Origin of the sequence: Aquiflexum sp. (assembly GCF_041749095.1) — a bacterium.
Classification (GTDB): Bacteria; Bacteroidota; Bacteroidia; order Cytophagales; family Cyclobacteriaceae; genus Aquiflexum.
On the sequence record NZ_JBGTCA010000022.1, the window covers coordinates 1 to 23,853 of the forward strand.

Consider the following 23,853-nt stretch of genomic DNA (forward strand, 5'->3'; position numbering starts at 1 on the left):
CTTTGGAAGGATTTGATGTTTTCACCTGTGCCAGAAATCTGAAGGATTTGAAGGGTTTGAAAAAGGATTTTGCTTCTAAATATTCTGGGCAAAAAATTTTTATCAAAAAAGTGGATATGTCTGTAAAAGAAGAAATTGAAGTATTTACAGATGAAGTCAAAGATATTGCTACCCCTGATGTGATTGTTAATAATGCAGGGGTTTTCTTTCCGGGATCAATTCATTCAGAACCGGAAGGTAATTTTGAATTGATGATGAAGACCAACTTGTTTTCTGCATATTATCTTACCAGGGCATTTACACCAGAAATGATCAAAAGAAAATCAGGGTATATTTTCTCCATTGGATCTATAGCAGGGCTAACTGCCTATGCCAATGGTGGCAGCTACGCAATATCAAAATGGGCCATGTTGGGATTTACCAAATGCCTCAGGCAGGAGCTAAAGGATTACAATATAAAAGTGACTTCAATTTTGCCTGGAGCTACATATACCGCGAGTTGGGAAGGAGTGGATCTTCCCGTAGAAAGATTCATGAAGTCAGAAGACGTGGCAGAAGCAGTTTGGGGCGCATATAACCTTTCCCCCTTTTCTGTTGTTGAAGAAATAGTTATTAGACCTCAATTAGGAGATTTATAATCAGTATGGAAACCAAAGCATTGTTGGAAAAGATAAGGTACTGTAACAGCCTTACTCAATATTCAAGAAGAAAGACCATCCCCGTCAAGGTAGGAGATGTGATCATTGGTGGAGACAGCCCAATAGTGATCCAGTCCATGACAACTGTGGATACTATGGATACCCAAGGCTCTGTGGAACAGTGTATCCGCATGATCGAAAGCGGTTGCCAACTGATCCGGATTACCGCTCCTAGCATGAAGGAAGCAGAAAATCTTCAAAAGATCAAAAATGAATTACGGAAGTTAGGTTACAATACGCCATTGGTGGCGGATATCCATTTTACACCAAATGCCGCTGAAATCGCTGCAAGGATTGTAGAAAAGGTGAGGATCAATCCAGGGAACTATGCCGACAAAAAGAAATTTGAGGTCATAGAATATACTGACGAAAGTTACCAGGAAGAATTGGAAAGAATCAGGGAGCGTTTTCTTCCCCTGGTCAAAATCTGCAAAGAATATGGAACTGCTATGCGTATCGGTACCAACCATGGCTCTCTTTCAGACAGGATCATGAGCCGTTATGGCGATACTCCACTTGGGATGGTAGAATCGGCATTGGAATTTCTCCGGATTTGCGAAGATGAAAATTACCATGATATCGTCATTTCGATGAAATCGTCCAACACTCAGGTCATGGTACAAGCCTATCGACTCTTGGTTCAAAAACTGGATGAAGGTGGTTTTAAGCCATATCCACTTCACTTAGGTGTGACAGAGGCGGGAGATGGTGAGGATGGAAGAATCAAATCAGCTGTTGGAATTGGGACTTTGTTGGAGGATGGTTTGGGTGATACGGTGAGGGTATCACTGACAGAAGATCCTGAATTTGAATCACCTGTTGCACAAAGTTTGGTGGACAGGTATCTGGAAAGATCAGGACATCAGGATATTGAGGAAATTCATCATTATCCAATTACTCCTTTTGAGTATAATAAAAGATTAACAAGAGAAGTCCTCAACTTTGGAGGGGGAAATGTCCCTCGGGTGATTGCGGATATTTCTGTTATAGACAATATCTCCTCAAAAGAAATGAAGCATGTTGGTCATTTCTATTTGCCTGAACTTGATAAATGGAAAATGAATGATCAGGGAGCAGATTATGTCTATTCCGGTTCAAATCCAATTCCATTTATGCTTCCAAATGGAATGAAGGAAATTCAGAATTATTCAATTTGGAAAAATGAAACTGATCAAATCAATAAGTTTCCTGCGTTTACTTTGGATCAATTCAAATCGGCAGATACTTTCCACAATGGTGTGAACTTTCTGATGCTTACTGATTTGGAAATCAACGAGGCTTTAGATTGGATAGAAAACAGAAGAGACATTGTCATCATCTTAAGCAGCTCAAACAGCCATCAAATGGCGGCCCTGAGACGTGCTTTTATCACGTTATTGGAAAACCATAACCAAATACCGGTTGTTGTCAAGATAAGTTATCCTGTTCTGGACCAGGATAAAATCATGCTATATGCAGCCACTGATGTGGGAGGATTGTTAATTGACGGTTTGGGAGAGGGTATCATGTTGGGGATTGAAAGTTTTCAAGATGGTGAAAGAAGTTCAACTTTGGAACAGATCAAATTGCATAACTCTGTCTCATTTGGAGTTCTTCAGGCGGCAAGGACAAGAATGTCCAAAACAGAGTATATTTCCTGTCCTTCCTGTGGAAGAACCCTGTTTGATTTACAGGAAACCACAGCCATGATAAGAAAAAGAACTGACCATCTTAAGGGTGTAAAAATCGGGATTATGGGCTGTATCGTAAATGGACCGGGTGAAATGGCTGATGCGGATTTTGGATACGTAGGTTCAGGAAAAGGTAAAATCACTTTATACAGGGGAAAAGAAGTTGTAAAGAAATCTGTCCCCTCCGAACATGCAGTAGATGAATTGATAGAAATAATCAGAAAAGATGGTGTGTGGATTGAACCTGAAGCCGCTGATTGAGTTGTATAGGTTGTATAGGTTATCATGAAACAGTATGGAACCATGATAACATTAGCTCTAAAATAAATTACTAATTATCAACAACAGAAAAGATGTCAGAGAATAAAATTAAAGAGTTTTTTAAGCTTGGTGAAGTTGGGAATTATTTTTTCAGGGTATTCGGAAAACCTGACCCTGACAGACCATCCAATATCAATATCAGGATGATGCATGGCATCAATAAAATTACCATTTTGATATTCCTGATGGGGATTATTTTTTGGATCGTTAAGCGGGTAATCGCTTGATTTTCGAATGAGTTTTAAAAAAATTATTAGAGTATTAGGTTTCATACCAACAAAAATGGTAAACTCAAAGCTGGTTAATATGTCAATCATGCCAACATCGGACATCGGTCATCGGTCACGCATGGCAAACCGTGTAAGTCTTCTGATGAAATAATTGCAACCTAAAAATTGAACAATGAACATTACTTTTTTCAGAGAATATTGTCTTTCAAAACCCGGTACTTCAGAAGATACCCCTTTTGATCCAAATACCCTTTGTTTTAAAGTCGCAGATAAAATATTTGCCATCATTGATATTGAGCTTTTTGAAAGTGTCAATTTAAAATGTGATCCGGAAAGAGCTGTTGAGTTAAGAGAAAAATTTACAGGAATTGTTCCCGGATATCATATGAACAAAAAGCATTGGAATACGGTATCATTTGACGGGTCAGTTCCTGATAATCTTATTTTGGAATTGGTGGATCACTCCTATGATTTGATTTTTAATAGTTTGCCTAAGAAAAAGCGGGAATCCATTTGACTACATGAGCTATCTTAAAATTGATTCCATCAAAAAAAGCTATCAAAAAGAAAATTATGTTCTAAATAATTTTTCCCTTGATATTCCCAAAGGTAAAATCATCTCATTGGTCGGAGAGAGTGGTTCCGGTAAAAGTACTTTGCTGAGAATTATTGCAGGAACGGAAAATAGGGACTCAGGGGAGATTTTTTTGGAAGGTGAACGTATCCAAAATCCAAAGGAAAAGCTGATTCCAGGCTATGAAGAAATCCAACTTGTATATCAGGATTACAAGTTATTTCCCAATTCAACTGTCGAAGAGAATATTGACAGGCCCCTGTTTCTGTATGAAAAAGCATACAGGAAAAAAAGGGTTGCCACCTTGCTCCAATTACTTGGCCTGACAGACTTCAAAGATAAAAAGCCGAAACAACTTTCCGGTGGGCAACAACAAAAAGTAGCAATCGGAAAGGCTTTGAGTATTGAACCCCAAGTATTGCTCTTGGATGAACCGTTTTCAAGTTTGGACCAAATTCAGCGTAGGGAACTGATCGATGAATTGAAAACCATGTTTGGGAAATTGGGTGTAACAGTTGTGTTTATCACCCATGACCTTGATGATGCCCTACAGATGACCAATGATTTGGTGATCTTGCAAAAGGGTAAAATCATTCAGCAAGGACATCCTGAGGAGATTTTTACCAAACCAAAAAACCTATATGCAGCCAAACTTTTCAGTCATCTGAATCCCATCCCCGGCAAATCAAAAACATATATCCGACCTTCTGATATCCAATTATTCAAATCAAGTGGAGTATCTGCCAAAATCACAGAAAAAAAATATCTTGTGCATTACAACGAACTGACCGTAAAACTCTCTGATGGTACGTTGTGGAAAGTTGAAGATAAAAAAAGAACATTTGATGTTGGTGAAAAATTGTTTTTGAAATGGGAGGAAGAAAAGGAAATCGGTTTTTAATTAAACTTTCTTATCCCTCAGTATTTTGATAAAATCCTCTGTGTTGAGGTTAATCTGTTTAAGTATGCTACGGATAAGTGGCCTTGAAATGTCAGTTCCCTTATGATGGGGTAATGTGGTATACCTTCCATCCGGATGGCGGTAAAAAACATGACTTCCCTTTTGTCTAACTATTTGAAAGTTAAGTGAAGTTAGAATTTTTTCAAAAGTCAAAGTATCAATAATAGGAAGCTTACTCATACAGAAACAGAAAAATGCTGCACTCCAATGAATTCTGGTAAGTCTTCAATTTCTTTGGTAGTCATTTCCTCCAAACATAGTTCAATGACTTCTTTTAGATTTACATGCAGTTCATCAAGAGTTTTTGCCTGCGTGTGTGCTCCCGGAAGATTTGGAACTATTCCTATATATAAATTTGACTCTTTATCTTTTTCTATTTGTGCTGCGAATTGGTATGATTTCATGGCTCTATAATTTTAAATGAAATTAAGTGATTTAATTTAATAATTCACAAAGATTTGAGCCCCAAACTTTTGCAAAACATTAACGGTGTGAGAACCATTACCAAAGTTATGATTGGTAATTATTTTTAATCATTAATGCTGATGCCCGTGTTCTCCATGGACATGACCATGGCTTAGTTCTTCTTCGGTAGCTTCTCTGACCTCAAAAACTTCTCCGGCAAAATGCAGATCGAATCCCACCAAAGGATGGTTGAAATCCAATAAAATCTCTTCACCTAAATCCTTCACCACTTTGGCCTGCATAGGATAACCATTTTCATCTACCAATGGGAGAAAATTACCTTCTTCCAACATACCCGGTTCGAATCCATTTTGAGCGTCAAACTGGTTTTTTGGCATGGCCATGATCAATTCATCATCGGCTTCACCATAAGCCTCTTCTGTCGGAATGATGAAGTTGAAATTATCACCATGTTGTTTTCCTTCTAAGAAGATTTCAAACTTTTCGGGTAATCCACTGTTTCCAAACAGAAAATAAAACGGATCATCCTGATCTCTTATCTCTACACTGAATGGGACAGACTCTATATTTTCTTCCTCTTTGCTGACTTTGAGTTCGTAAGTAAGACCTACTACTGTGTTTTTTGTGATTTTCATATGGTGTTGTTAAAGATGTAAAGGTAGGTTTATTTTATTGCCCCATTGACCATTACCGCCATAATACTGAGCATGGCAAATATAAAACATAGAAATATCCAACCCTTTTTTCCTTTGATGGTAAAATAAAGCGTGCTCAAAAAAATGATTCCAAACAAAATCCCAAATATGAGCAAAACTCTCATATACAGATCCTCAGAGGAATGGAAATAGGGTGCTTGAGGATTTCCTAACTGTAATTTCATTTCCCCTTGGAAATATTTTATCCCCAGCCATTCTCTCCAATAGGAATAGGCAAATATCCCTGAGGATAGCAATGCTGCAAAAGAGATAATGAATCTGTTCATAGGGCGTGTTGATTAATGCCATGACTATTCATGTAAATTCATGCCATGACTCAAAGTCATGGCATGAATACTCAAAGTCACGGCATGAATTAAACTAAATAACAATATTCACAATCTTTCCATGTACAACAATCACCTTTTTAGGGGCGTTTCCTTCTGTCCATTTCAGAACAGTAGTATCTTCCAAAGCAGCTTTTTCTACCTCTTCCCTACCCAATGAAAGTGGCAAGGTCAACTTTGTCCTCATTTTTCCATTGATAGAAACCGGGTACTCGTGATTGTTTTCTACCAAGAACTCTTCTTTAAACTCAGGGAAAGCTGCGTAGATGATTGATTTGGAATGGCCTAACAATGACCATAACTCTTCTGCAATATGCGGGGCATAGGAGGAAACGAGAATAGCCAAAGGTTCCAAAACCTCACGTTTATTGCATTTTTGTGAAGTCAGTTCATTGACGCAGATCATAAAGGAAGCCACAGAAGTATTGAAAGAGTAATTATCCAAATCCTCCTTGGTCTTTTTGATGGTTTTATGAAGTGTTTTCAGTTCTTCATTGTTTGGCTTTTCGTCTGAAACTTGGAACTGACCATTGCTGTCATGATATAACTTCCAGAGTTTTTTGAGGAATTTGAACACACCGTCAATCCCGTTGGTGTTCCAAGGTTTGAACTGCTCCAAAGGTCCAAGAAACATCTCATACAATCTTAAGGTGTCCGCGCCATATCGCTCAATGATGTCATCCGGATTGACCACATTGTACTTGGATTTGGACATTTTTTCTACCTCAGCACCACAGATGTATTTCCCATCTTCCAGAATGAATTCGGCATCGGCCAAGTCGGGTCTCCAGGATTTGAATTTGTCAATGTTCAATTGGTCATTATATACAATATTGACATCCACATGCATTTCCGAAGTATCATAATTGTCCTTAAGACCATAACTCACAAATTGATTGGAGCCTTTGACTCTATATACAAAGTTGGATCTTCCCTGAATCATGCCTTGATTGATCATTTTTTGGAAAGGCTCTTCGATGCTTACTGCTCCGATATCATAAAGGAATTTAGTCCAAAATCTGGAATACAATAAGTGACCTGTTGCATGTTCTGCTCCCCCAATATAGAGGTCCACTGCACCCCAATATTTTTCCTTTTCGGGATCTACAAACTTCTCTGTGTTTTTGGGATCCATATATCTGAAAAAATACCAACTTGATCCGGCCCATCCGGGCATGGTGCTTTTCTCTAAAGGAAATTCTCCATCCGCTGTCATGTAAGTCCAGTCTTTTGCCCTTCCCAATGTAGGCTCTCCGTCTTCCGTAGGCAAATATTTATCCACCTCAGGCAAGACCAATGGCAGATCCTTTTCATCCATCAAGTATGGCAATCCATCCTTGAAATAGACAGGGAGAGGTTCACCCCAATATCTTTGTCGGGTAAAGATGGCATCCCGCATCCGGTATTGGATTTTTCCTTTTCCGATTTTATTTTCTTCCAAAAATGCAATGGCCTTATTCATGGCATCTTTCATTTCAAGATCTGAAATAAAGCCCGAATTAATGATAGTTCCGCCTTTTCCCGGAAAAGAACCGTTTTCCATACTCCCTTCAATCACCTGCCTGACTTCCAATCCAAAATGTCTGGCAAAATTGTAGTCTCTTTCATCGTGGGCAGGAACTGCCATCACAGCGCCTGTTCCATATCCTGCCAAAACATAATCAGCGATCCAGATCTGAATTTCTTCACCATTGAATGGATTGATCGCATAAGATCCTGTAAAAGCCCCGGAGATGGTTTTTACATCAGACATCCTGTCCCTCTCTGACCGGTTTTTGGCGATTTCTACATAACCTTCGGCCGTTTCTCTTTGGTCTTCAGTGATCAGTTCCTGGACATATTCATGTTCGGGTGCCAAAGCCAAATAGGTCACACCATAAATGGTATCAATTCTTGTCGTAAAAACTTTGATCTGTTTGTCTTTTCCTTTGATCTGGAAAACCATTTCTGCACCAATGGATTTTCCTATCCAGTTGCGCTGCATTTCTTTGATGGGTTCCGACCAGTCGACTTTCTCCAAACCCTGAAGCAATCTTTCGGCATAGGCTGTAATCCGCATGCTCCATTGCATCATTTTTTTTCTTTCCACAGGATGGCCTCCTCTTTCTGAGAAGCCGTCTTTTACCTCATCATTGGAAAGAACTGTGCCCAAGGCAGCACACCAGTTGACAGTGGTTTCTGCCAAAAATGTCAGTCGATATTGCAATAGGATTTCCTGCTTTCTTTTCTCTGAAAATGAATTCCAATCATGAGAAGTGAATACAGCAGTATCCTCATCACAGACAGCTTGAATGTTGCCATTCCCTTCTTTTTCAAAAATGGCTATCAATGATTCTATGCTCTTTGCTTTGTCTTCGGACTTGTCATAATAGCTATTGAACAACTGCATGAAAATCCATTGTGTCCATCGGTAATAATCCGGGCTTGAAGTCCTTACTTCTTTGCTCCAGTCAAAAGCAAACCCTATATTTTTGAGTTGCTCAGTATAGCGGTTGATATTTTGTTCGGTAGTAATGGCAGGGTGTTGGCCGGTCTGAATGGCGTATTGTTCAGCAGGCAATCCAAATGAATCATAGCCCATGGGGTGCAGGACATTGTATCCTTCCAATCTTTTAAATCTGGTAATGATATCAGAGGCAATATATCCCAATGGATGCCCAACATGTAGTCCGGCACCGGAAGGATATGGAAACATATCCAAGGAATAAAACTTAGGTTTGGTTTGATCTACTTTGGCATTGAAAATCCGGTTTATCTCCCAGTATGATTGCCATTTTTTTTCTATTTCCTGAAAATTGTAATCACCCATTATTGAATAATTGCGTTGCTTTTTATGAATTGCTTGCAAAAATAGAAAAATTAGCGGGAATTGGCTGACAATCCTGCAATTGCTTTTACAAAGGACGGAAGAAAGGGGACAGAAGACCGAAGAAAACCGGCCAATAAAAATTCATCCTTGACCTGATGTGAATAAACCAAAATTTGGTGCATTGCCGAAAAAATCTTAAATCTAAAATCACAAAGGACGGAAGCTGGAAGACCGAAGTTGGGCAGAATCGCTCTTTAAAACATTCAACCTTGAATTATTCTTGTTAAAACAATAATTTCAGGGTTAAGGATCTAAAATCTAAAATCTTATATCTAAAATCTAAAATCTATTTCTACCAGAATCTAAAACTTTTCTCATTGACCCTGTTTCTGAAAATCCAGTTGTCCCAGATGTCAGGTGCCAAATAGATCTCCAAGCCGATATTAAAGGAAAGGAAACCATCATATCTTTCTGTCAATCCTGAACCTCTTCTAATCCTTCCTCCATTGTTTAGAATTCTATCCACGTCGGGTTCTCCGTTCTCTTTGATAAAGTTGGGATTTCTGATAGCCAATCTCAATCGGTCGGGACGGGGGCCATCACCGTTGACGCCATAGTCATTGACCAAATCCACGTAAAATTCTTTGATGTTGAAGGCACTGATGTCGTCCATATAATCTGTCAAGGTCCATCGGTAATTCATTTCCACTGTAAGGTCGGTATAGACATTTAATTTATACTTCATCCCAATTCCGGTCGGAAAAACAATAATATGTTTCTCATAGGGATTATTTTCCAATTGCAATGGTCTTAAATCAACCCAGTTTCTATTTAGTTCTGCCTTTGGGTTATTACTCGAAACCCCAACTCCTGCAAAGCCATACAGGTTAAAAAAACTTCTGGTGATATTATAAACTTTTACCGGCTTGATATGAAACTCTGCGATTCCTGTGGCCTCCCAGTTTCTTGCTCTAAAATGCAGGTTTCTTGGTTGTCTTAGACTTCGGGGATCTGCCGGCGGATCCTGACCGGAAATCTGATAATAGGTAAAATCACCTCTTAATCTTATATAGGTGCCCACAGTCCTTCGGATAGCTACATTTGCATTCCAGTCAGGCTGAATTCCTTCATTATATTTCCAAAGTGAATACAATTCACCAAAATACTGTGTAGGCCCTACCGATGCTGAAACAGACCATGGAGCATCAAACCTGTACCTATAAAAGCTTTGTGAATAGCCTTCAATAGACAGAAAAATGGCAAAAAATATGAAAATTATCTTTTTCATTTTAATAAGTATTAAAGCATTCGGGGCAATTAGATGCGAGATATACAGAAATCCGACCTAAAGAAAATAAAAAAAATCAATTTTTCAATGCATCACCTCCGGTAATGATATGTATATCTCTTTGAGGGAAAGGAATTTCTATTCCCTCTTCACTAAACCTTCTGAAAATTTCATAGTAAAGCTCACTTTTTAAAACCTTTGGTTTATTAACAAATTCGGAAGTCCAAACCCTTAAAAAAAAATTTAAACTACTGTCATCAAATTCATCAAACAATACATCAGGTCTAGGTTCCTTTAATATGCCACTGTGGTTTAAGGCGACTTCAATTAAAATTTGCTTTACTTTTTCAGGTTTTTCTTTGTAAGAAACACCCACTGGAAAATTGAACCTAATCCGATGGTCATTATGAGACCAGTTGATAACCTGGTCATCGATGAATTTAGAATTCGGGATAATTACACTGATATTGTCATTGGTTAGGACTGTGGTGGATCTAGCGGATATCTTAAGGACATCACCCGCAATTCCCTCTACTTCAATCCTGTCCCCCACTTTAATGGGTTGCTCAAAAAGAATGATCAGACCACTGATAAAATTATTGGTAATATTCTGAAGGCCAAAACCAATACCTACACCTAATGCACCAACTAAAATCCCAAAAGCACTGAGATCAATACCGGTGGTCTGAAGGATGGAAAACATCCCGGCAATGATGAGCAGATATTTGACAATGGTACCTACTGATTGCCTTGTGCCCTGTTGGATATTGTAACTTTTAAGTACTTTACTTATAAGAAATTTTTTAATCCATTCCGAAATGACAAATAAGGCGATAATGGAAAAAATCAATGTAAAAATCAATCCAAAGGTTACCTTTGAGTCACCCATGCTAAATAGCCTGTAGTTAATTAAGTCGTTAAGCAAATCGAAGAATTTGTCCAATTTTATATGATTTTTAATGTTCCAATACTATTTCCCAAAAGATTTTGGTATAATCGAAAGCTAAATTAATCTTAATATATAATAATAATAGTTTTGGTTAGACTTTTGTTTGAAATACGGTAGATAGTTCTGTTTTGAATTTCAAAAAAGCAGAATTAAAAATATTTGATTGAATTTTGGTTAATTTTGTATCATGAGTAAACAAAGAGATGAACTGGAGCACAGGCTTAAGCTCCGAAATATTAAACTTTCTGATTATGATGACATCCGTGAAATCATGGTCACCATTTATAAAGAACCGGGTGGGGCATGGACCCGACAGGAATTGAAAAACCAGCTCAAAGTATTTCCCGAAGGACAGATTTGTATTGAGGATAATGGGAGAGTAGTTGCCGCGGCATTGAGCCTTATTGTAGATTATACAAAGTTCGGCGATAACCACACCTATGATCAGATTACCGGATATGGGAAATTTGACACCCACGACGACGATGGGGACACCTTGTACGGAACAGATGTTTTTGTAGATAAAGATTACCGGGGGATGCGGATAGGCAGGAGGTTGTATGATGCCAGAAAAGAACTCTGTGAAAACCTGAACCTGCGGTCCATCATTGCAGGGGGAAGGATTCCGGGATATTCCAAATATTTCGATCAGATGACTCCCCGGAAATATATTGACATGGTGAAAAGCAAAGAGATTTTTGATCCTGTTTTGTCTTTTCAATTGGCCAATGAATTTCACGTCCGAAAAGTAATTACCAAATACCTTCCTGAAGATACTGATTCAAGGGCATACGCTACACTCTTGGAATGGATCAATATCTATTATGAGAAAGATGAAAAACTGATCGGCAATAAAAAGTCCATCGTCAGGTTGGGGCTGGTTCAGTGGAAAATGAGACGGTTCAACAGTGTCGATGACCTGATGCAGCAAGTTGAGTTTTTTGTGGATACTGTTTCAGGGTATAAATCGGACTTCTGTTTATTACCTGAATTTTTCAACGCTCCATTGTTGGCGGAATTCAATGATATGGATGCTTCGGAAGCCATTAGGAATCTTGCAGACTATACAGATGAAATTGTCAGTAGAATGAGCGACCTTGCTCTTTCTTATAATGTCAATATCATAGCTGGAAGTATGCCTGAATATGATGGCAAAAAACTCCGGAATGTAAGCTACCTCTGTCGTAGAGACGGTACCACTGACAAGCAGTATAAATTGCATATTACCCCTGATGAGCAATCTTATTGGGGTCTTCAGGGAGGAAATGGCATCAGGGCATTTGATACAGATGCAGGTAAAATCGGAATTTTGATTTGCTATGATGTGGAGTTTCCCGAATTGGGCAGGATTTTGGCCGAACAGGAAATGGATATTCTTTTTGTGCCCTATTGGACCGACACAAAAAATGCTTTCTTACGGGTAAATACCTGTGCCAAAGCAAGGGCTGTTGAAAATGAGTGTTATGTAGCCATTACCGGTTCTGTGGGTAACTTGCCCCGAGTTGAAAATATGGATATTCAGTATTCTCAATCAGCGATATATTCCCCTTCTGATTTTTCCTTCCCCCATGATGCCACAGTGGCACAGGCGGCAGAAAATGCTGAGACGACCATTGTGGCAGATGTGGATCTGGATCTTCTGACCAAACAGAGAAAAGCGGGAAGTGTCCGGAATCTCGATCAGCGAAGGTTAGATCTGTATTCTATTCAATGGAAGAAAAAGAAATAAAATGAATAACTACCTGAAAGGAATCACAGAGACCGTCACCCAAAAGGCTGAAAAGATAAAATTGCTCATTACCGATGTGGATGGAGTTTTGACTGATGGTGGAATCATTTATAATGATGCAGGCATGGAATACAAAAGGTTCAATGTCAAAGACGGTTTAATTGTCGCACATTTGCGGAAAAACGGCATTCTAGTGGGTGCCATCACCGGAAGGAACTCTAAAGTAGTGGAAAACAGATGTGAAGAACTGCATTTTGATTTTCATTACCACGGTATCAAGAATAAATTCCAAAAGCTGAAGGAAGTTCTCGAAGTTCTCGAAGTTCTCGAAATAAGTTTAGATGAAGTCGGATATATCGGAGACGACCTGATTGATTTGCCGATTCTGACAAAAGTAGGTTTCTCTGCCTGTCCTGCTGATGCGCTCCCTTATGTTTCTGAACATGTTGATTTTATATCTTCCCTTCAGGGAGGGCAGGGGGTATTCAGGGAAGTCGCAGATTTAATTTTACAATCCAAGGGATTGTTGTCACCTATTATCAACAAGTATATCAACCCATAATATGAAAAGATCCAACATACCCATGCATATTTCGGAACAGATAGTTCTTGGCAACGGAAAACCTGTTTTGTTTGTCGGTCCCTGTGCTGTCGAGAGTTTTGATATCTGTATAGAAATAGGCAGCAAGGTGAAGGAAATAGCTGACCGATTGGGGTTTTCCTATGTTTTCAAAGCTTCCTTTGACAAAGCAAACAGAACTTCATCGTCCTCCTTCAGGAGTATCGGTATGGACAAATCCCTGGAAGTCCTGCAAAGAGTTGGTAAAGAACTTCAGGTACCTTTGGTGACGGATATTCACGAAAGTTATCAGGCTGCGGAAGTGGCTGAGGTAGTAGATGTGCTGCAGATTCCGGCGTTTTTGTGCCGACAGACGGATCTTTTGTTGGCAGCAGGAGAAACCGGAAAGGCAGTGAAAATCAAGCGGGGACAGTTTATGGCACCGGAAGACATGCAGTATGCAGTTTCCAAAGTGAGGTCAACAGGTAACAATAATGTTTGCCTGACCGAAAGAGGTTTCAGCTTAGGATATCATAACCTGGTTGTGGATATGAGAGGATTGCCCATCATGAGACAATTTGCACCTGTTGTATTTGACATCACCCACAGTGTGCAGCAGCCGGGAGGAATGGCCGGCAGCAGTGGCGGACAAAGGGAATTTGCCCCATATTTGGCCAGGGCAGCAGCAGCAACCGGAGTTGACGGGTTTTTTATAGAGACCCATCCTGACCCATCCAAAGCACTCAGCGATGGGCCAAATCTGATTCCTTTGGATAAAATGAATGGCTTTTTGACCATGTTGTTGGAATCTTGGTCCTTGGGTCAAAATTACCAGGATTTTGAGGTCTGAGATTTGAGAAATAAGTATATAACCACACATGAAAAAATTCCTGATTTTCGTTTTTACCATATTTATTTTATCACCTGCATTTTCCCAAGAGGTATTGGTTGAAAATGGCATTCCCTCATTTATCCGTAACTTTTTGGAAAGTACAAGTCCCGAGGAAAGGCCTGTCGTAGCAGGCATTGAGTTGTTCAGTTCAGTGGTCATATACCGATTTTATGGTGAGAGGTACTTCGAACCGGCATGGAACAAAGATGCCAAATTGCTGGAAATTGCCTATGAAATGCGGTATGAAATCGGCCAATCCAAATTTGACGGCCTGAATCCTGAAGATTATCATCTTGCCATTATCAATTTTTATTTTGATAAAATAGAATCTTCCTCTAAGGCCGGACAAAAAGTAGCCAACTCCGATTTCGCAGCACTTGATGTACTTTTGACCGATTCCTATGTCATGCTTTCCTCTCATTTGAATATGGGTAAAGTTGATCCGGAAAGCCTTAAAACCATTTGGAATATCCAAAGGAACTCTCCTGAACTCAGGATTGATCTAAGGCTGGAATCAGCTTTGGCCAAAGGCAGTATCAGAAAAAGTTTTGAGGAAATTTATCCTTCATTTACAATTTACAGGAAAATGCGGGATGGTCTAAGGCAGTTGTTTGATGATCAAAATAGATTTGACAGAGAACAGGAAGCATCTTGGAAATCCTTAAAAACAAATAAGTCTGTCAAACTTGGAGAATCGGACAATATTATACCTGAAATCAGGAAAAGACTTTATTTCTGGGAGTTTTTGCAGCCTTATGATACTGATGAAGAAAAAATTTATGACAGTCTCATGGAGTCAGGAATCAAATTACTTCAAAAACGCCATGGGATGGAACCGGATGGCGTCATAGGTCAAGGTACAATCCGTGCAGCCAATATGACCCCTGAGGACCTGATAACAACAGCCTCTGTCAATTTGGAGAGGCTGAGGTGGCTTCCGGACAGTATCAAAGACCTTGAATTGATATTGGTGAATACCGCCAACTTCCAATTGGATTTTATTCAAAAGAGAGATACAATTTTTACCTCAAGGGTAATTGTGGGTAAAAGTTATCATTCTACCCCACAGTTCAGTGCTCAAATGTCATATATAGTTTTTAGCCCCACATGGACGGTCCCTGCTTCTATTACCCGAAATGAGATTATTCCGGCAGTAAAAAGAGACCATCAATATCTTGCAAAGAAAAGCATGAGGTTGCTGACTTCCTCGGGTGCTGTGGTGGATCCGAATACAATTGATTGGGGAAAGGTCAATCCACGCAATTTCCCTTACATCGTCAGGCAGGAACCTGGCGATCAAAATTCATTGGGGTTGGTCAAATTTATGTTTCCCAACAAATACAGTGTATATATCCATGATACGCCCTCCCGGAGTTTATTTGCCAGGGAAGATAGGGCGTTAAGCCATGGTTGTATCAGGATACAAAAGCCTTTTGAGCTTGCCAAGACACTGCTGTCATTTGATGCCAATTGGACTGATGAAAAAATCCGAAACGCCATGAGGCAATCAAGAGAACAAACTGTAATGCTGGATAGAAAAATACCTGTTGTGATTTTATACCTGACTTATTGGACTGATGGAAGGGGTAATGCTTATTTCAGACATGATATTTATGACCGGGATGCAGAGATATTCAATGCGCTAAAAAAACAAAAGATATAAATTGTCAGGCGTTTAAAAATTGGGATTGATTCAGATAATTGTTGTCTTTACCATAAATAAATAATACCGACCTGCCTTTGATCAAATCTATAATTTCAACAGTAATCTCTAGGGGAAGTGCCGGACATCCTAAGCTTCTTCCCAATCTCCCTGTCTGTTTGATGAAATCTTCCCGGACATATTCAGCTCCGTGAATAACAATGGCCCTTTCCCTAGCATTGTCATTAAATCCCGGTTCAAGCCCATCCAATCTCAATGAATAACCATGCTTGCCCTGATAGGTCTCAGCAGTCAGATAAAAACCAAGGCTGCTCATATATGAGGAGTTTTTGTTCGAGAATTTTTGGGCCATAAGCTCTCCTGAATTCCTTCCGTGAGAAACATATCCATAGTGTAAAATAATACCATCTTCCATGTCTATGATCCACATTCTCTTTTCTGTAGAAGGCAATGAAAAGTCAATGACCGTCAACGGCTTGCCTTCAGGCATATTTCCCTCTTCTTTCAGTTTCAAGTATCCCTTGATGCCCAAAGAGAGAATATCCCTTTTGGGAACAATGAATTTTTCATTGAAACTGTTGGAGTTGATGAGTTGTATGAAATGGTCCTCCAAAGAGATTTCTTTCAGGACAGTGGAAGGCGAGCTGTTGACCAAGAAATAACTTGAAAAGCTGCTGCCAATAAATAGCGAGATAAGTAGGGTGAGTTTCCGCATTACTATTTGGTAATGATATACTTACAAATAAGGTTCCAAATTAATTAAATTGCAAATCCTCGATTAAAGATTATATGGATATCTACTTTCTTCTTTTATTTGCTCAAAGTGTAGGATTAAGCGATGGAACTGTTTTTGTTTGATTGGATGTTAAGCCTGTTGAATCTATTCAATCTGGAATATATTTATAAATTAAATTAAATTGAGTATCAATGCTTTGTAATTTTTGTTTAAAGAATATAAAAAATAATTAAACAAAAATAACAACTGTCTGTTTGTTAGTAATGAAAGTAGCAGTATATAGAAAGGAGCACTTCAATGCTGCCCACAGATTGCACAATCCAAACTGGTCTGACGAAAAAAACACAAGAGTCTTTGGAAAATGTAACAATCCCCATTTCCATGGACATAATTATGAGTTGATCGTCAAATTGATCGGAGAGATTGACCCGGAGACGGGGTATGTATTTGATATGAAAATCCTCAGTGACCTGATTAAAGAAAATGTCATAAGTAGATTTGACCATAAAAATTTAAATCTTGATACCGATGAATTCAAAAGCCTTAATCCAACTGCGGAAAACATTGCTGTGGTTATTTGGAATATTTTAAGAAATAAAATCGATTCAAAACACGAATTAATTATTCGATTATATGAAACAGAAAGAAATTATGTTGAATACGATGGGAATTAATATTTCCCAGCCTATTGATGAGATGGGTGATGAACATATCGGCACATCCTTGGAAACTCCTCTTAGAGAGGATGCTTTTGAAATGGATGACGATCTCAAAATTGAGTTGATAGAAAAACATTTCAAAGAGATAATGCATGTTCTTGGGCTTGACCTTTCTGACGACAGTTTGAAAGGCACACCAAGAAGAGTAGCCAAAATGTACATCAAAGAAATTTTTAGCGGACTGAATCCCAAAAACAAGCCTGACGCTAAGCTTTTTGAAAACAAGTACAAGTACAATGAGATGCTTGTTGAAAAAGATATAACCTTTTTCTCTAATTGTGAACATCATTTTGTTCCAATTTATGGAAAAGCCCATGTGGCCTACATCTCAAATGGAAATGTAATTGGTCTTTCCAAGATTAATAGAATTGTGCAGTATTTTGCCAAAAGGCCGCAGGTACAGGAAAGGTTGACCATGCAGATAGGTAACGAATTGAAAGAGGCATTGGGAACCAATGATGTAGCGGTGGTTATTGATGCACATCACATGTGTGTCTCCACGAGGGGTGTACAGGATGTGAACAGTTCAACGGTTACTTCTTTTTACAGCGGCAAATTTGAAAACGATGAAAACTCACGATCAGAGTTTATGAAATACATTGCTTTAAAGTAAAATCCTAGAAAACTAAACCACACGGAACCGGACAGTAATGTCCGGTTTTTGTTTTTTTACCCTGATAGTATCATCGCTGTCTTCCAACAAAATCTTCAAAAAGGACAAACAATTTGGTGTTACATTGATTATAAAGGAAAAGCAATTAGCATGAAAAGTAAAAATATTGTAGTCATAGGAGGAAATTCAGGAATAGGGAAAGCAATCACGTCAGGTCTGGAAACTTTGGGTGCTAAAGTATTCAGTTATTCAAAAAGTCAGGAAGGGGAGAGTCAATTGGATGTCACCAAAGATTTTGATGAAATCAAAAACCTGCCCGAAGTGATTGATGGTTTGGTTTATTGTCCGGGAACCATTAACCTTAAGCCTTTCCATAGATTCAGAATAGCCGATTTTCAAAATGATTATAATGTGAATGTATTGGGTGCCGTAAGGGTTCTTCAGGCATGTATGAAAGGATTAAAGAAATCAAACAGTGCATCCGTGGTGCTGTTCAGTACTGTGGCTGTGGGTGTTGGATTGGGATTCCATTCCTCTATATCCAGTGCAAAAGGTGCAGTGGAAGGCCTTGCAAAATCATTGGCCGCGGAATGGGCAGCCAATAAAATCCGGGTCAATGTCATTGCCCCTTCTCTGACAGATACCCCATTGGCCAATCAGTTGCTTTCTTCGGACGATAAAAAAGAAGCTTCCAATAAGCGTCATCCCCTTGGGAGATATGGTAAGCCGGAGGATATTGCTTCTGCCGCATTGTACCTGTTATCCGACGATGCAAGCTGGATGACAGGTCAGGTACTGCATCTGGATGGCGGAATGAGCGCAATCAAATGAGGTTGACAGAAATGTTTTTTAAACATTTTAAGGGTTAAATGTGTAGTAAACTAAGGGTATTGTCCCTAAGTATAAAGTACAGAGATTATGAGGACTCCACCGGAATCATTTTTGATTTTCAAGGAAGAACTGGAAAAAGCCAGAATAGAAAAGGAAAGGCTTAAAAGAGAATATGAAATCAAATTGGCAGATATGAACAGGGAATTGGCAAGATTGAAAGAGCAGATTCAATCCCAACAGGAACTTATCAAAACAACCCTGGATTATGCCATTCGTCTTGAAGAGAACCTGGGAAGTTTTAAAGCGGAGGTCACCAATGGCCACCACTTGAAGAACCGTTCATTTCACTAAACTATCCATCATGAATATTACAGCCAGTGCCATAGAATTCAATAATTTCGAGCTGATGTTCGAAATCAAATATGCCAAGGTATTTGCCAATCAGGAAAAAGGAATGATCATCTGTGAATTGCTAACAGATTATATTCCTATTGATGATTTTAAGGAAGTTTTTAATGAAATTTCAAAAATCGTTGAAAACGGTAAATATGAAAAGTTCATCTTCGATAAAAGGTCATTGAGGGCCTTCCACCAACCAAGTATGGAATGGTATTTCCTCAATTGGAAAAATAAAATGTTGGAACTTGGCCTGTATAAGCACAGAAAAATCCTTCCCGAAGAGAAATGGTTTGAAAAGATGGTGATGATAGCCAAAGAACAAATCATTAAAAACAATCCTGACAACATCATTCACTTACTGGATATCAAATACTGCAATTCCATCGAAGAAGCGATTTTGGTATGATGAAGTATTTCAATAAGGCCTCTGTCATGGAGGCTGAATCATTTTTTAGAAGAGATCTGATCAATTCCCTGACAGGATACAAAAGTCTCAACCTCATCGGGACAAAAAGCAAATCAGGTATTACTAACTTATCTCCCTTCTCACAGGTTTTTCACATAGGAGCATCACCACCTTTGGTTGGTGTGCTGTTTAGACCACATACTGTAGAAAGACATACATTGGAAAACATTCTGGAGACAGGATTTTTTTCACTCAATCATGTAACAGCAGATTTTTATAAACAGGCACATCAGACTGCCGCCAGGTATGAAGGTTCTGAATTTGATGCCACAGAATTGGAGGAGTTCTACATAGATGGGTTTTTTGCGCCCTTTGTAACATTAAGTCCGCTGCAGGTTGGATGTCAATTGGTAGAAACCCAAACACTTCAGGTAAACGGCACGGTAATGGTCATTGGTGCCATTGAACATATCCGTGTGGATGAGAAAGGACTTCGCAAAGATGGTTCTCTGGATCTGAATGCATTGGGCACAGTGACCGTCTCAGGATTGGACGAATACCATATCGGCAAAAGATTGGCTAAATTGAGCTATCCAAAGCCTGGCAGGGATTTGGAGACTTTGTTATAATGAACTAAATTCACATTTATGAAAAAGTCAATGTTTTTTTTGTTTTCAGTTTCCTACTTATTTGCTCTCTTTTCCTGTCAAACTTCAAAAGAAGAAAATAAAATTGTTGGTGATATTAAGCTTCTCGTAGTGGATAGTCTACAAGTGGATCATCTTGGCAAGCTTAACATGATTGATCTGAAAGAAGATCACTCAGAATTTCTTTTGTATGATGGTTTGTCACATGATTTTTTGAGAGTGGATCGATCAGGTAATATTTTGCAACAAATCAACCGAACCGGAGATGGCAAAGATAATTACCAATCGAAATATTTCATGACCGCTCAATACCTTGAGAATGGAGACATATTGATCGAGACATACGGTATGCAATTTATTTATAATGGAAATTTTGAATTAAAAGAAAAGCGGCAAACACCTTTCAGTCCCATCATTGGAAGAATGTTGGGTTCTACAGTCAATCTTCCTATCGGAGAGTCGATGTTTTCGTTTACTTTCCATACTGGCGACTCAAGGGATGAGTTCTCAGAAAGTCATGCAGTCGATTACCCGGTATTGACTTCGTACAAGATTGATGATTTTTCTGTTATTGCCAGAGGAAAATTCCCTAGGGAAAGTCAGATGGTTCTCAATCCTGGCACTTACAATTTTGACAATCCTCTTGCTGTTTACCACAATGATGAATTGTTCCTGAATTTCATATCATCCCCTGAGATTTATGTTTATGAATTTCCAGGACTAGTACTCAAGAGAGTAATAAATTTGCAACCCGGAGAAAATTACAAACAAAATGCTCCCGGTGATGGAAAAGAAAATTTTGAAAGGTTTTTCAATATATTGTCATCGTCCACTTTCGGAGGATTTAATTTTTCCAATGATTACCTGATTACTTGGTACAATGGCGCAGCTCCAAAGGATGAAGTGGATGCTTTACCAAGAAATGTGGTTGGAGGGCCTGAATTTCTTGCTTTGGCAAAGAAATATGACAAGACATATTATCATGTTTTCGATGGGGATAAAAAGCTATGGGAAGGGCAAAAAGATTTAAAATTGTCAAGCTGCAGAAACTTAATATTCAATAAATTGAAAGAAGGTGAAACTGAAGATGAAGTTGAAAAAGATTCTGAAACCTTTTATTTCTATGAAGTGAACATTGATTGATTTTATAGGGTTAAGAATATATGCCATTATTGGAACTGACCCCTTCCGGATTATACTGCCCCCAAGCAGATATTTTTGTGGATCCATGGAGACCGGTTGAAAAGGCTATCATCACACATGCACACGCTGACCATTCCCGGTATGGTATGAAACACTATCTCGCCCATCACCATTCTGCTGAGGTGATGAGACTAAGACTCGGTCAGGACATTTCTCTGGAAACTTTAGACTACAATGCGCCAATTCAAATTAATGGGGTAAAAATCTCTCTTCATCCAGCAGGCCATATCCCGGGATCTTCCCAGATCAGATTGGAATACAAAGGTAAAACAGTTGTAGTCAGCGGAGATTATAAAGTGGAGGATGATGGGCTTTCTGCTCCATTTGAATCTGTAAAATGTCATGAGTTTGTATCTGAGTGTACCTTTGGATTGCCAATATACAAGTGGCAATCTCAGAATGAGATATTTGAAAGTCTGAACAATTGGTGGAGATGGAATGCGGAACAAGGCCGAAATTCGGTTGTTTTCGCCTATTCTTTAGGTAAATCACAGCGCATCATCAATCGTCTTGATTATTCCATCGGGGAGGTTTTTGCGCATGGGGCAGTCTGGAATGTCAATCAGGCTTTGATAGCCAATGGGGTAAAAGTCATCGATATACCCAAGGTGACTCAGGAAATACCCAAAAGCAGGTTTAAAGGGGCTTTGATCATTGCCCCTCCATCTGCAATGGGAAGTCCTTGGATGAAGAAGTTTTCCCCTTATCGTACAGGAATCTGTTCCGGATGGATGAATATCCGTGGTGCAAGGAGACGACGTGCTGCCGATGCCGGATTTGTACTCTCTGACCATGCTGATTGGGAAGGCTTGGTTTCTGCCATCAAATCAACCGAAGCGGAGAAAGTTTACCTCACCCATGGAAGCACCGCAGTTTTTGGCAGGTATCTTGAAGAAGTCGAAAAGATCCAGGCAGTGGAATTGGAGACACTTTTTGAAGGGGAGAATGTAAGTGAAACGGGGGATTGATATCTCTTAAAAAAATGGTCTTTTGAAGCTTCCTTTAATTAAATGTAGATTAGATAATATGTTTTGATAAAGATGATTAAGTCCCTTTAGGTACAAAATATTGATAAAATTGAACTTGCAAATTAAGCTGCCGTGCTTTTAGGTACGGAATATATTTTGTACCTAAAGGCACAAGAATCAATCATTAATCGTTTTTTCTACCTATATAATATCCCTAAAGGGACTAGGAAATAAAGGAATATCTTCCTTTTAGAAATTTTAATTGGTGTTCTCTAATTTGACAAAGCTGAAAAAATTATCTTTATTTTTATTTCCCATCTTCCCACAGTAATATGAAAAGAATCATCATCCCCTTCTTAATTATTTTCATCATTTTTTCATGTACGGAACAAAAGTCAGAGTCTTCCTATATCCAAACTGTTTCGGGCAAAATCAATCCTGATGAGATGGGGCTGACTTTGATCCACGAACATATTCTGGTGGATTTTATCGGGGCGGATTCCACGGGATATCACCGATGGGACAAAGATTCTGTGGTTCAAAGGGTACTCCCCTTTTTGGAAGAGATCAAATCCAAAGGTGTAAAGACAATCATAGAATGCACGCCAAGTTATCTGGGTAAAGATCCGGTTTTGCTACAAAAACTGACTGATCTGACAGGAATCCGGTTCATCACCAATACCGGATATTACGGCGCTGTTGGGGAAAAATACCTGCCCGAACATGCTTTTTCTGAATCAGCGGAGGAATTGGCCGAGAGGTGGATCCGGGAATATGAAGAGGGAATTGAGGATACAGGAGTTGTTCCTGGTTTTATAAAAATCTCCGTCAATGAAGGAGATCAGCTTTCTCCAATTGACAAAAAGTTGGTGCATGCTGCTGCCATTACCCATTTGGAAACGGGCTTGTTGATCGTGTCCCATACCGGGCCTTGGAATACTGCTAAAGCGGAAATTGATGTATTAAAGGAATCTGGTATTGATATCAGCAATTTTGTTTGGGTACATGCCCAGGCTGAGAAGGATTTTGAAAATTACCTCAAAGCTGCCGAACATGGAGTCTGGATCAGTTTGGACGGCATTGCATGGGATGTGCCCGGACACCTTGAGAGGATTGTCTATTGCAAAGAAAACCGGATTTTGGACCGGGTACTGCTATCACATGATGCAGGTTGGTACAGCCCCGGCGAACCCAATGGAGGGGATTTTATAGGATTTACCGCTTTGTTTGATAAGTTGATTCCATTGTTGAAAGATAAAGGATTTACCCAAAAGGAACTGGACCTGATGCTGATAGAGAATCCGGCAAAGGCTTTTTCGATTAGGTAAAACATATAACCCAATTTTCCAATTCCCTAATCCACAACCTAGAAAAAAAAATCTAATAAATTCCCAATCCGTCTTGGCAAATCCTAGGAAATCTTCCAATTTTCCAATTTTAAAATCTTCCAATCCAACCTTCTCCCCCAACAAAACATTCTTCTGAAAATTTTACTTAAACTTTTTCCCAATCCCACTGCC

Annotated in this window: 26 protein-coding genes; 18 read left to right on the forward strand and 8 right to left on the reverse strand. The window is 39.1% G+C overall.

Going from position 1 to position 23,853, the window contains the following annotated elements:
• The 5 genes from ACEW8O_RS01490 to ACEW8O_RS01510 form a co-directional block, all read left to right on the forward strand.
• A partial coding sequence (locus tag ACEW8O_RS01490; RefSeq protein ID WP_373492851.1) for an SDR family oxidoreductase occupies positions 1 to 638 on the forward strand: 638 nt, incomplete at its 5' end.
• 5 nt (positions 639 to 643) lie between these two features.
• Positions 644 to 2,629, forward strand: a complete 1,986-nt coding sequence (gene ispG, locus ACEW8O_RS01495) for a (E)-4-hydroxy-3-methylbut-2-enyl-diphosphate synthase (protein ID WP_373492852.1) — start codon at positions 644 to 646, stop codon at positions 2,627 to 2,629.
• Positions 2,630 to 2,721: 92 nt separating this feature from the next.
• The gene (locus ACEW8O_RS01500; protein ID WP_373492853.1) at positions 2,722 to 2,916 is read left to right on the forward strand and encodes a DUF6728 family protein; all 195 of its coding nucleotides are present in this window, start codon (positions 2,722 to 2,724) and stop codon (positions 2,914 to 2,916) included.
• A 175-nt stretch (positions 2,917 to 3,091) separates the two neighbouring features.
• The gene (locus ACEW8O_RS01505; RefSeq protein ID WP_373492854.1) at positions 3,092 to 3,436 is read left to right on the forward strand and encodes an MmcQ/YjbR family DNA-binding protein; all 345 of its coding nucleotides are present in this window, start codon (positions 3,092 to 3,094) and stop codon (positions 3,434 to 3,436) included.
• Positions 3,437 to 3,440: 4 nt separating this feature from the next.
• Entirely contained in the window at positions 3,441 to 4,394 is a 954-nt protein-coding gene (locus ACEW8O_RS01510) for an ABC transporter ATP-binding protein (RefSeq protein ID WP_373492855.1), read from the forward strand.
• On the opposite strand, the gene ACEW8O_RS01515 is transcribed toward ACEW8O_RS01510, so the two are convergent.
• The 7 genes from ACEW8O_RS01515 to ACEW8O_RS01545 all read right to left on the reverse strand — a co-directional run bounded on the left by ACEW8O_RS01515 (position 4,395) and on the right by ACEW8O_RS01545 (position 10,908).
• Positions 4,395 to 4,634: a type II toxin-antitoxin system HicA family toxin gene (locus ACEW8O_RS01515; protein ID WP_373492856.1), complete on the reverse strand. Its 240-nt coding sequence runs from the start codon at positions 4,632 to 4,634 to the stop codon at positions 4,395 to 4,397.
• Entirely contained in the window at positions 4,631 to 4,858 is a 228-nt protein-coding gene (locus ACEW8O_RS01520; RefSeq protein WP_373492857.1) for a type II toxin-antitoxin system HicB family antitoxin, read from the reverse strand. Before ACEW8O_RS01520 ends, ACEW8O_RS01515 begins: the two co-directional genes overlap by 4 nt.
• A gap of 132 nt (positions 4,859 to 4,990) precedes the next feature.
• Entirely contained in the window at positions 4,991 to 5,515 is a 525-nt protein-coding gene (locus ACEW8O_RS01525) for a peptidylprolyl isomerase (protein ID WP_373492858.1), read from the reverse strand.
• Between the two features lie 29 nt (positions 5,516 to 5,544).
• Positions 5,545 to 5,862 (reverse strand): hypothetical protein, encoded by a 318-nt coding sequence (locus ACEW8O_RS01530; RefSeq protein WP_373492859.1) that lies wholly within the window; start codon positions 5,860 to 5,862, stop codon positions 5,545 to 5,547.
• Positions 5,863 to 5,956: 94 nt separating this feature from the next.
• Positions 5,957 to 8,731 (reverse strand): leucine--tRNA ligase, encoded by a 2,775-nt coding sequence (leuS, locus tag ACEW8O_RS01535; protein ID WP_373492860.1) that lies wholly within the window; start codon positions 8,729 to 8,731, stop codon positions 5,957 to 5,959.
• Positions 8,732 to 9,083: 352 nt separating this feature from the next.
• Positions 9,084 to 10,019 carry a hypothetical protein gene (locus tag ACEW8O_RS01540; protein WP_373492861.1) on the reverse strand — a complete coding sequence of 312 codons (936 nt, stop codon included), beginning with the start codon at positions 10,017 to 10,019 and terminating at the stop codon, positions 9,084 to 9,086.
• Between the two features lie 76 nt (positions 10,020 to 10,095).
• A complete protein-coding gene (locus ACEW8O_RS01545; protein WP_373492862.1) occupies positions 10,096 to 10,908 on the reverse strand; it encodes a mechanosensitive ion channel family protein in 813 nt (270 codons plus the stop codon).
• 247 nt (positions 10,909 to 11,155) lie between these two features.
• Between ACEW8O_RS01545 and ACEW8O_RS01550 the strand changes: the two genes are divergently transcribed.
• From ACEW8O_RS01550 to ACEW8O_RS01565, 4 genes are read left to right on the forward strand one after another with little or no spacing between them, the layout of a single operon-like run.
• On the forward strand, positions 11,156 to 12,697 hold the full coding sequence (locus tag ACEW8O_RS01550) for a GNAT family N-acetyltransferase (protein WP_373492863.1): 1,542 nt from the start codon (positions 11,156 to 11,158) through the stop codon (positions 12,695 to 12,697).
• Position 12,698: 1 nt separating this feature from the next.
• On the forward strand, positions 12,699 to 13,259 hold the full coding sequence (locus ACEW8O_RS01555; protein ID WP_373492864.1) for a KdsC family phosphatase: 561 nt from the start codon (positions 12,699 to 12,701) through the stop codon (positions 13,257 to 13,259).
• 1 nt (position 13,260) lies between these two features.
• Entirely contained in the window at positions 13,261 to 14,106 is an 846-nt protein-coding gene (gene kdsA / locus ACEW8O_RS01560; protein ID WP_373492865.1) for a 3-deoxy-8-phosphooctulonate synthase, read from the forward strand.
• Positions 14,107 to 14,134: 28 nt separating this feature from the next.
• A complete protein-coding gene (locus tag ACEW8O_RS01565) occupies positions 14,135 to 15,811 on the forward strand; it encodes a murein L,D-transpeptidase (protein WP_373492866.1) in 1,677 nt (558 codons plus the stop codon).
• 4 nt (positions 15,812 to 15,815) lie between these two features.
• Here the strand turns inward: ACEW8O_RS01565 and ACEW8O_RS01570 are convergent, their stop codons facing one another.
• The gene (locus ACEW8O_RS01570; protein ID WP_373492867.1) at positions 15,816 to 16,526 is read right to left on the reverse strand and encodes a murein L,D-transpeptidase catalytic domain family protein; all 711 of its coding nucleotides are present in this window, start codon (positions 16,524 to 16,526) and stop codon (positions 15,816 to 15,818) included.
• A gap of 284 nt (positions 16,527 to 16,810) precedes the next feature.
• On the opposite strand from ACEW8O_RS01570, the gene ACEW8O_RS01575 reads away from it, so the two are divergent.
• From ACEW8O_RS01575 to ACEW8O_RS01615, 9 genes are all read left to right on the forward strand, one after another.
• The gene (locus ACEW8O_RS01575) at positions 16,811 to 17,221 is read left to right on the forward strand and encodes a 6-pyruvoyl tetrahydropterin synthase family protein (protein WP_373492868.1); all 411 of its coding nucleotides are present in this window, start codon (positions 16,811 to 16,813) and stop codon (positions 17,219 to 17,221) included.
• Complete coding sequence (folE, locus tag ACEW8O_RS01580) at positions 17,181 to 17,879, forward strand: GTP cyclohydrolase I FolE (protein ID WP_373492869.1); 699 nt, start codon at positions 17,181 to 17,183, stop codon at positions 17,877 to 17,879. Before ACEW8O_RS01575 ends, folE begins: the two co-directional genes overlap by 41 nt.
• Before the next feature lie 150 nt (positions 17,880 to 18,029).
• On the forward strand, positions 18,030 to 18,710 hold the full coding sequence (locus ACEW8O_RS01585; protein WP_373492870.1) for an SDR family NAD(P)-dependent oxidoreductase: 681 nt from the start codon (positions 18,030 to 18,032) through the stop codon (positions 18,708 to 18,710).
• Positions 18,711 to 18,797: 87 nt separating this feature from the next.
• Positions 18,798 to 19,061 (forward strand): hypothetical protein, encoded by a 264-nt coding sequence (locus ACEW8O_RS01590; protein WP_373492871.1) that lies wholly within the window; start codon positions 18,798 to 18,800, stop codon positions 19,059 to 19,061.
• 10 nt (positions 19,062 to 19,071) lie between these two features.
• Positions 19,072 to 19,515 carry a hypothetical protein gene (locus tag ACEW8O_RS01595; protein WP_373492872.1) on the forward strand — a complete coding sequence of 148 codons (444 nt, stop codon included), beginning with the start codon at positions 19,072 to 19,074 and terminating at the stop codon, positions 19,513 to 19,515.
• On the forward strand, positions 19,512 to 20,144 hold the full coding sequence (locus tag ACEW8O_RS01600) for a flavin reductase family protein (RefSeq protein ID WP_373492873.1): 633 nt from the start codon (positions 19,512 to 19,514) through the stop codon (positions 20,142 to 20,144). Before ACEW8O_RS01595 ends, ACEW8O_RS01600 begins: the two co-directional genes overlap by 4 nt.
• Before the next feature lie 18 nt (positions 20,145 to 20,162).
• The gene (locus tag ACEW8O_RS01605) at positions 20,163 to 21,305 is read left to right on the forward strand and encodes a hypothetical protein (protein ID WP_373492874.1); all 1,143 of its coding nucleotides are present in this window, start codon (positions 20,163 to 20,165) and stop codon (positions 21,303 to 21,305) included.
• 20 nt (positions 21,306 to 21,325) lie between these two features.
• Entirely contained in the window at positions 21,326 to 22,333 is a 1,008-nt protein-coding gene (locus ACEW8O_RS01610) for a ligase-associated DNA damage response exonuclease (protein WP_373492875.1), read from the forward strand.
• Between the two features lie 332 nt (positions 22,334 to 22,665).
• On the forward strand, positions 22,666 to 23,661 hold the full coding sequence (locus tag ACEW8O_RS01615; protein WP_373492876.1) for a phosphotriesterase: 996 nt from the start codon (positions 22,666 to 22,668) through the stop codon (positions 23,659 to 23,661).
• Positions 23,662 to 23,853: the final 192 nt, after the last annotated feature.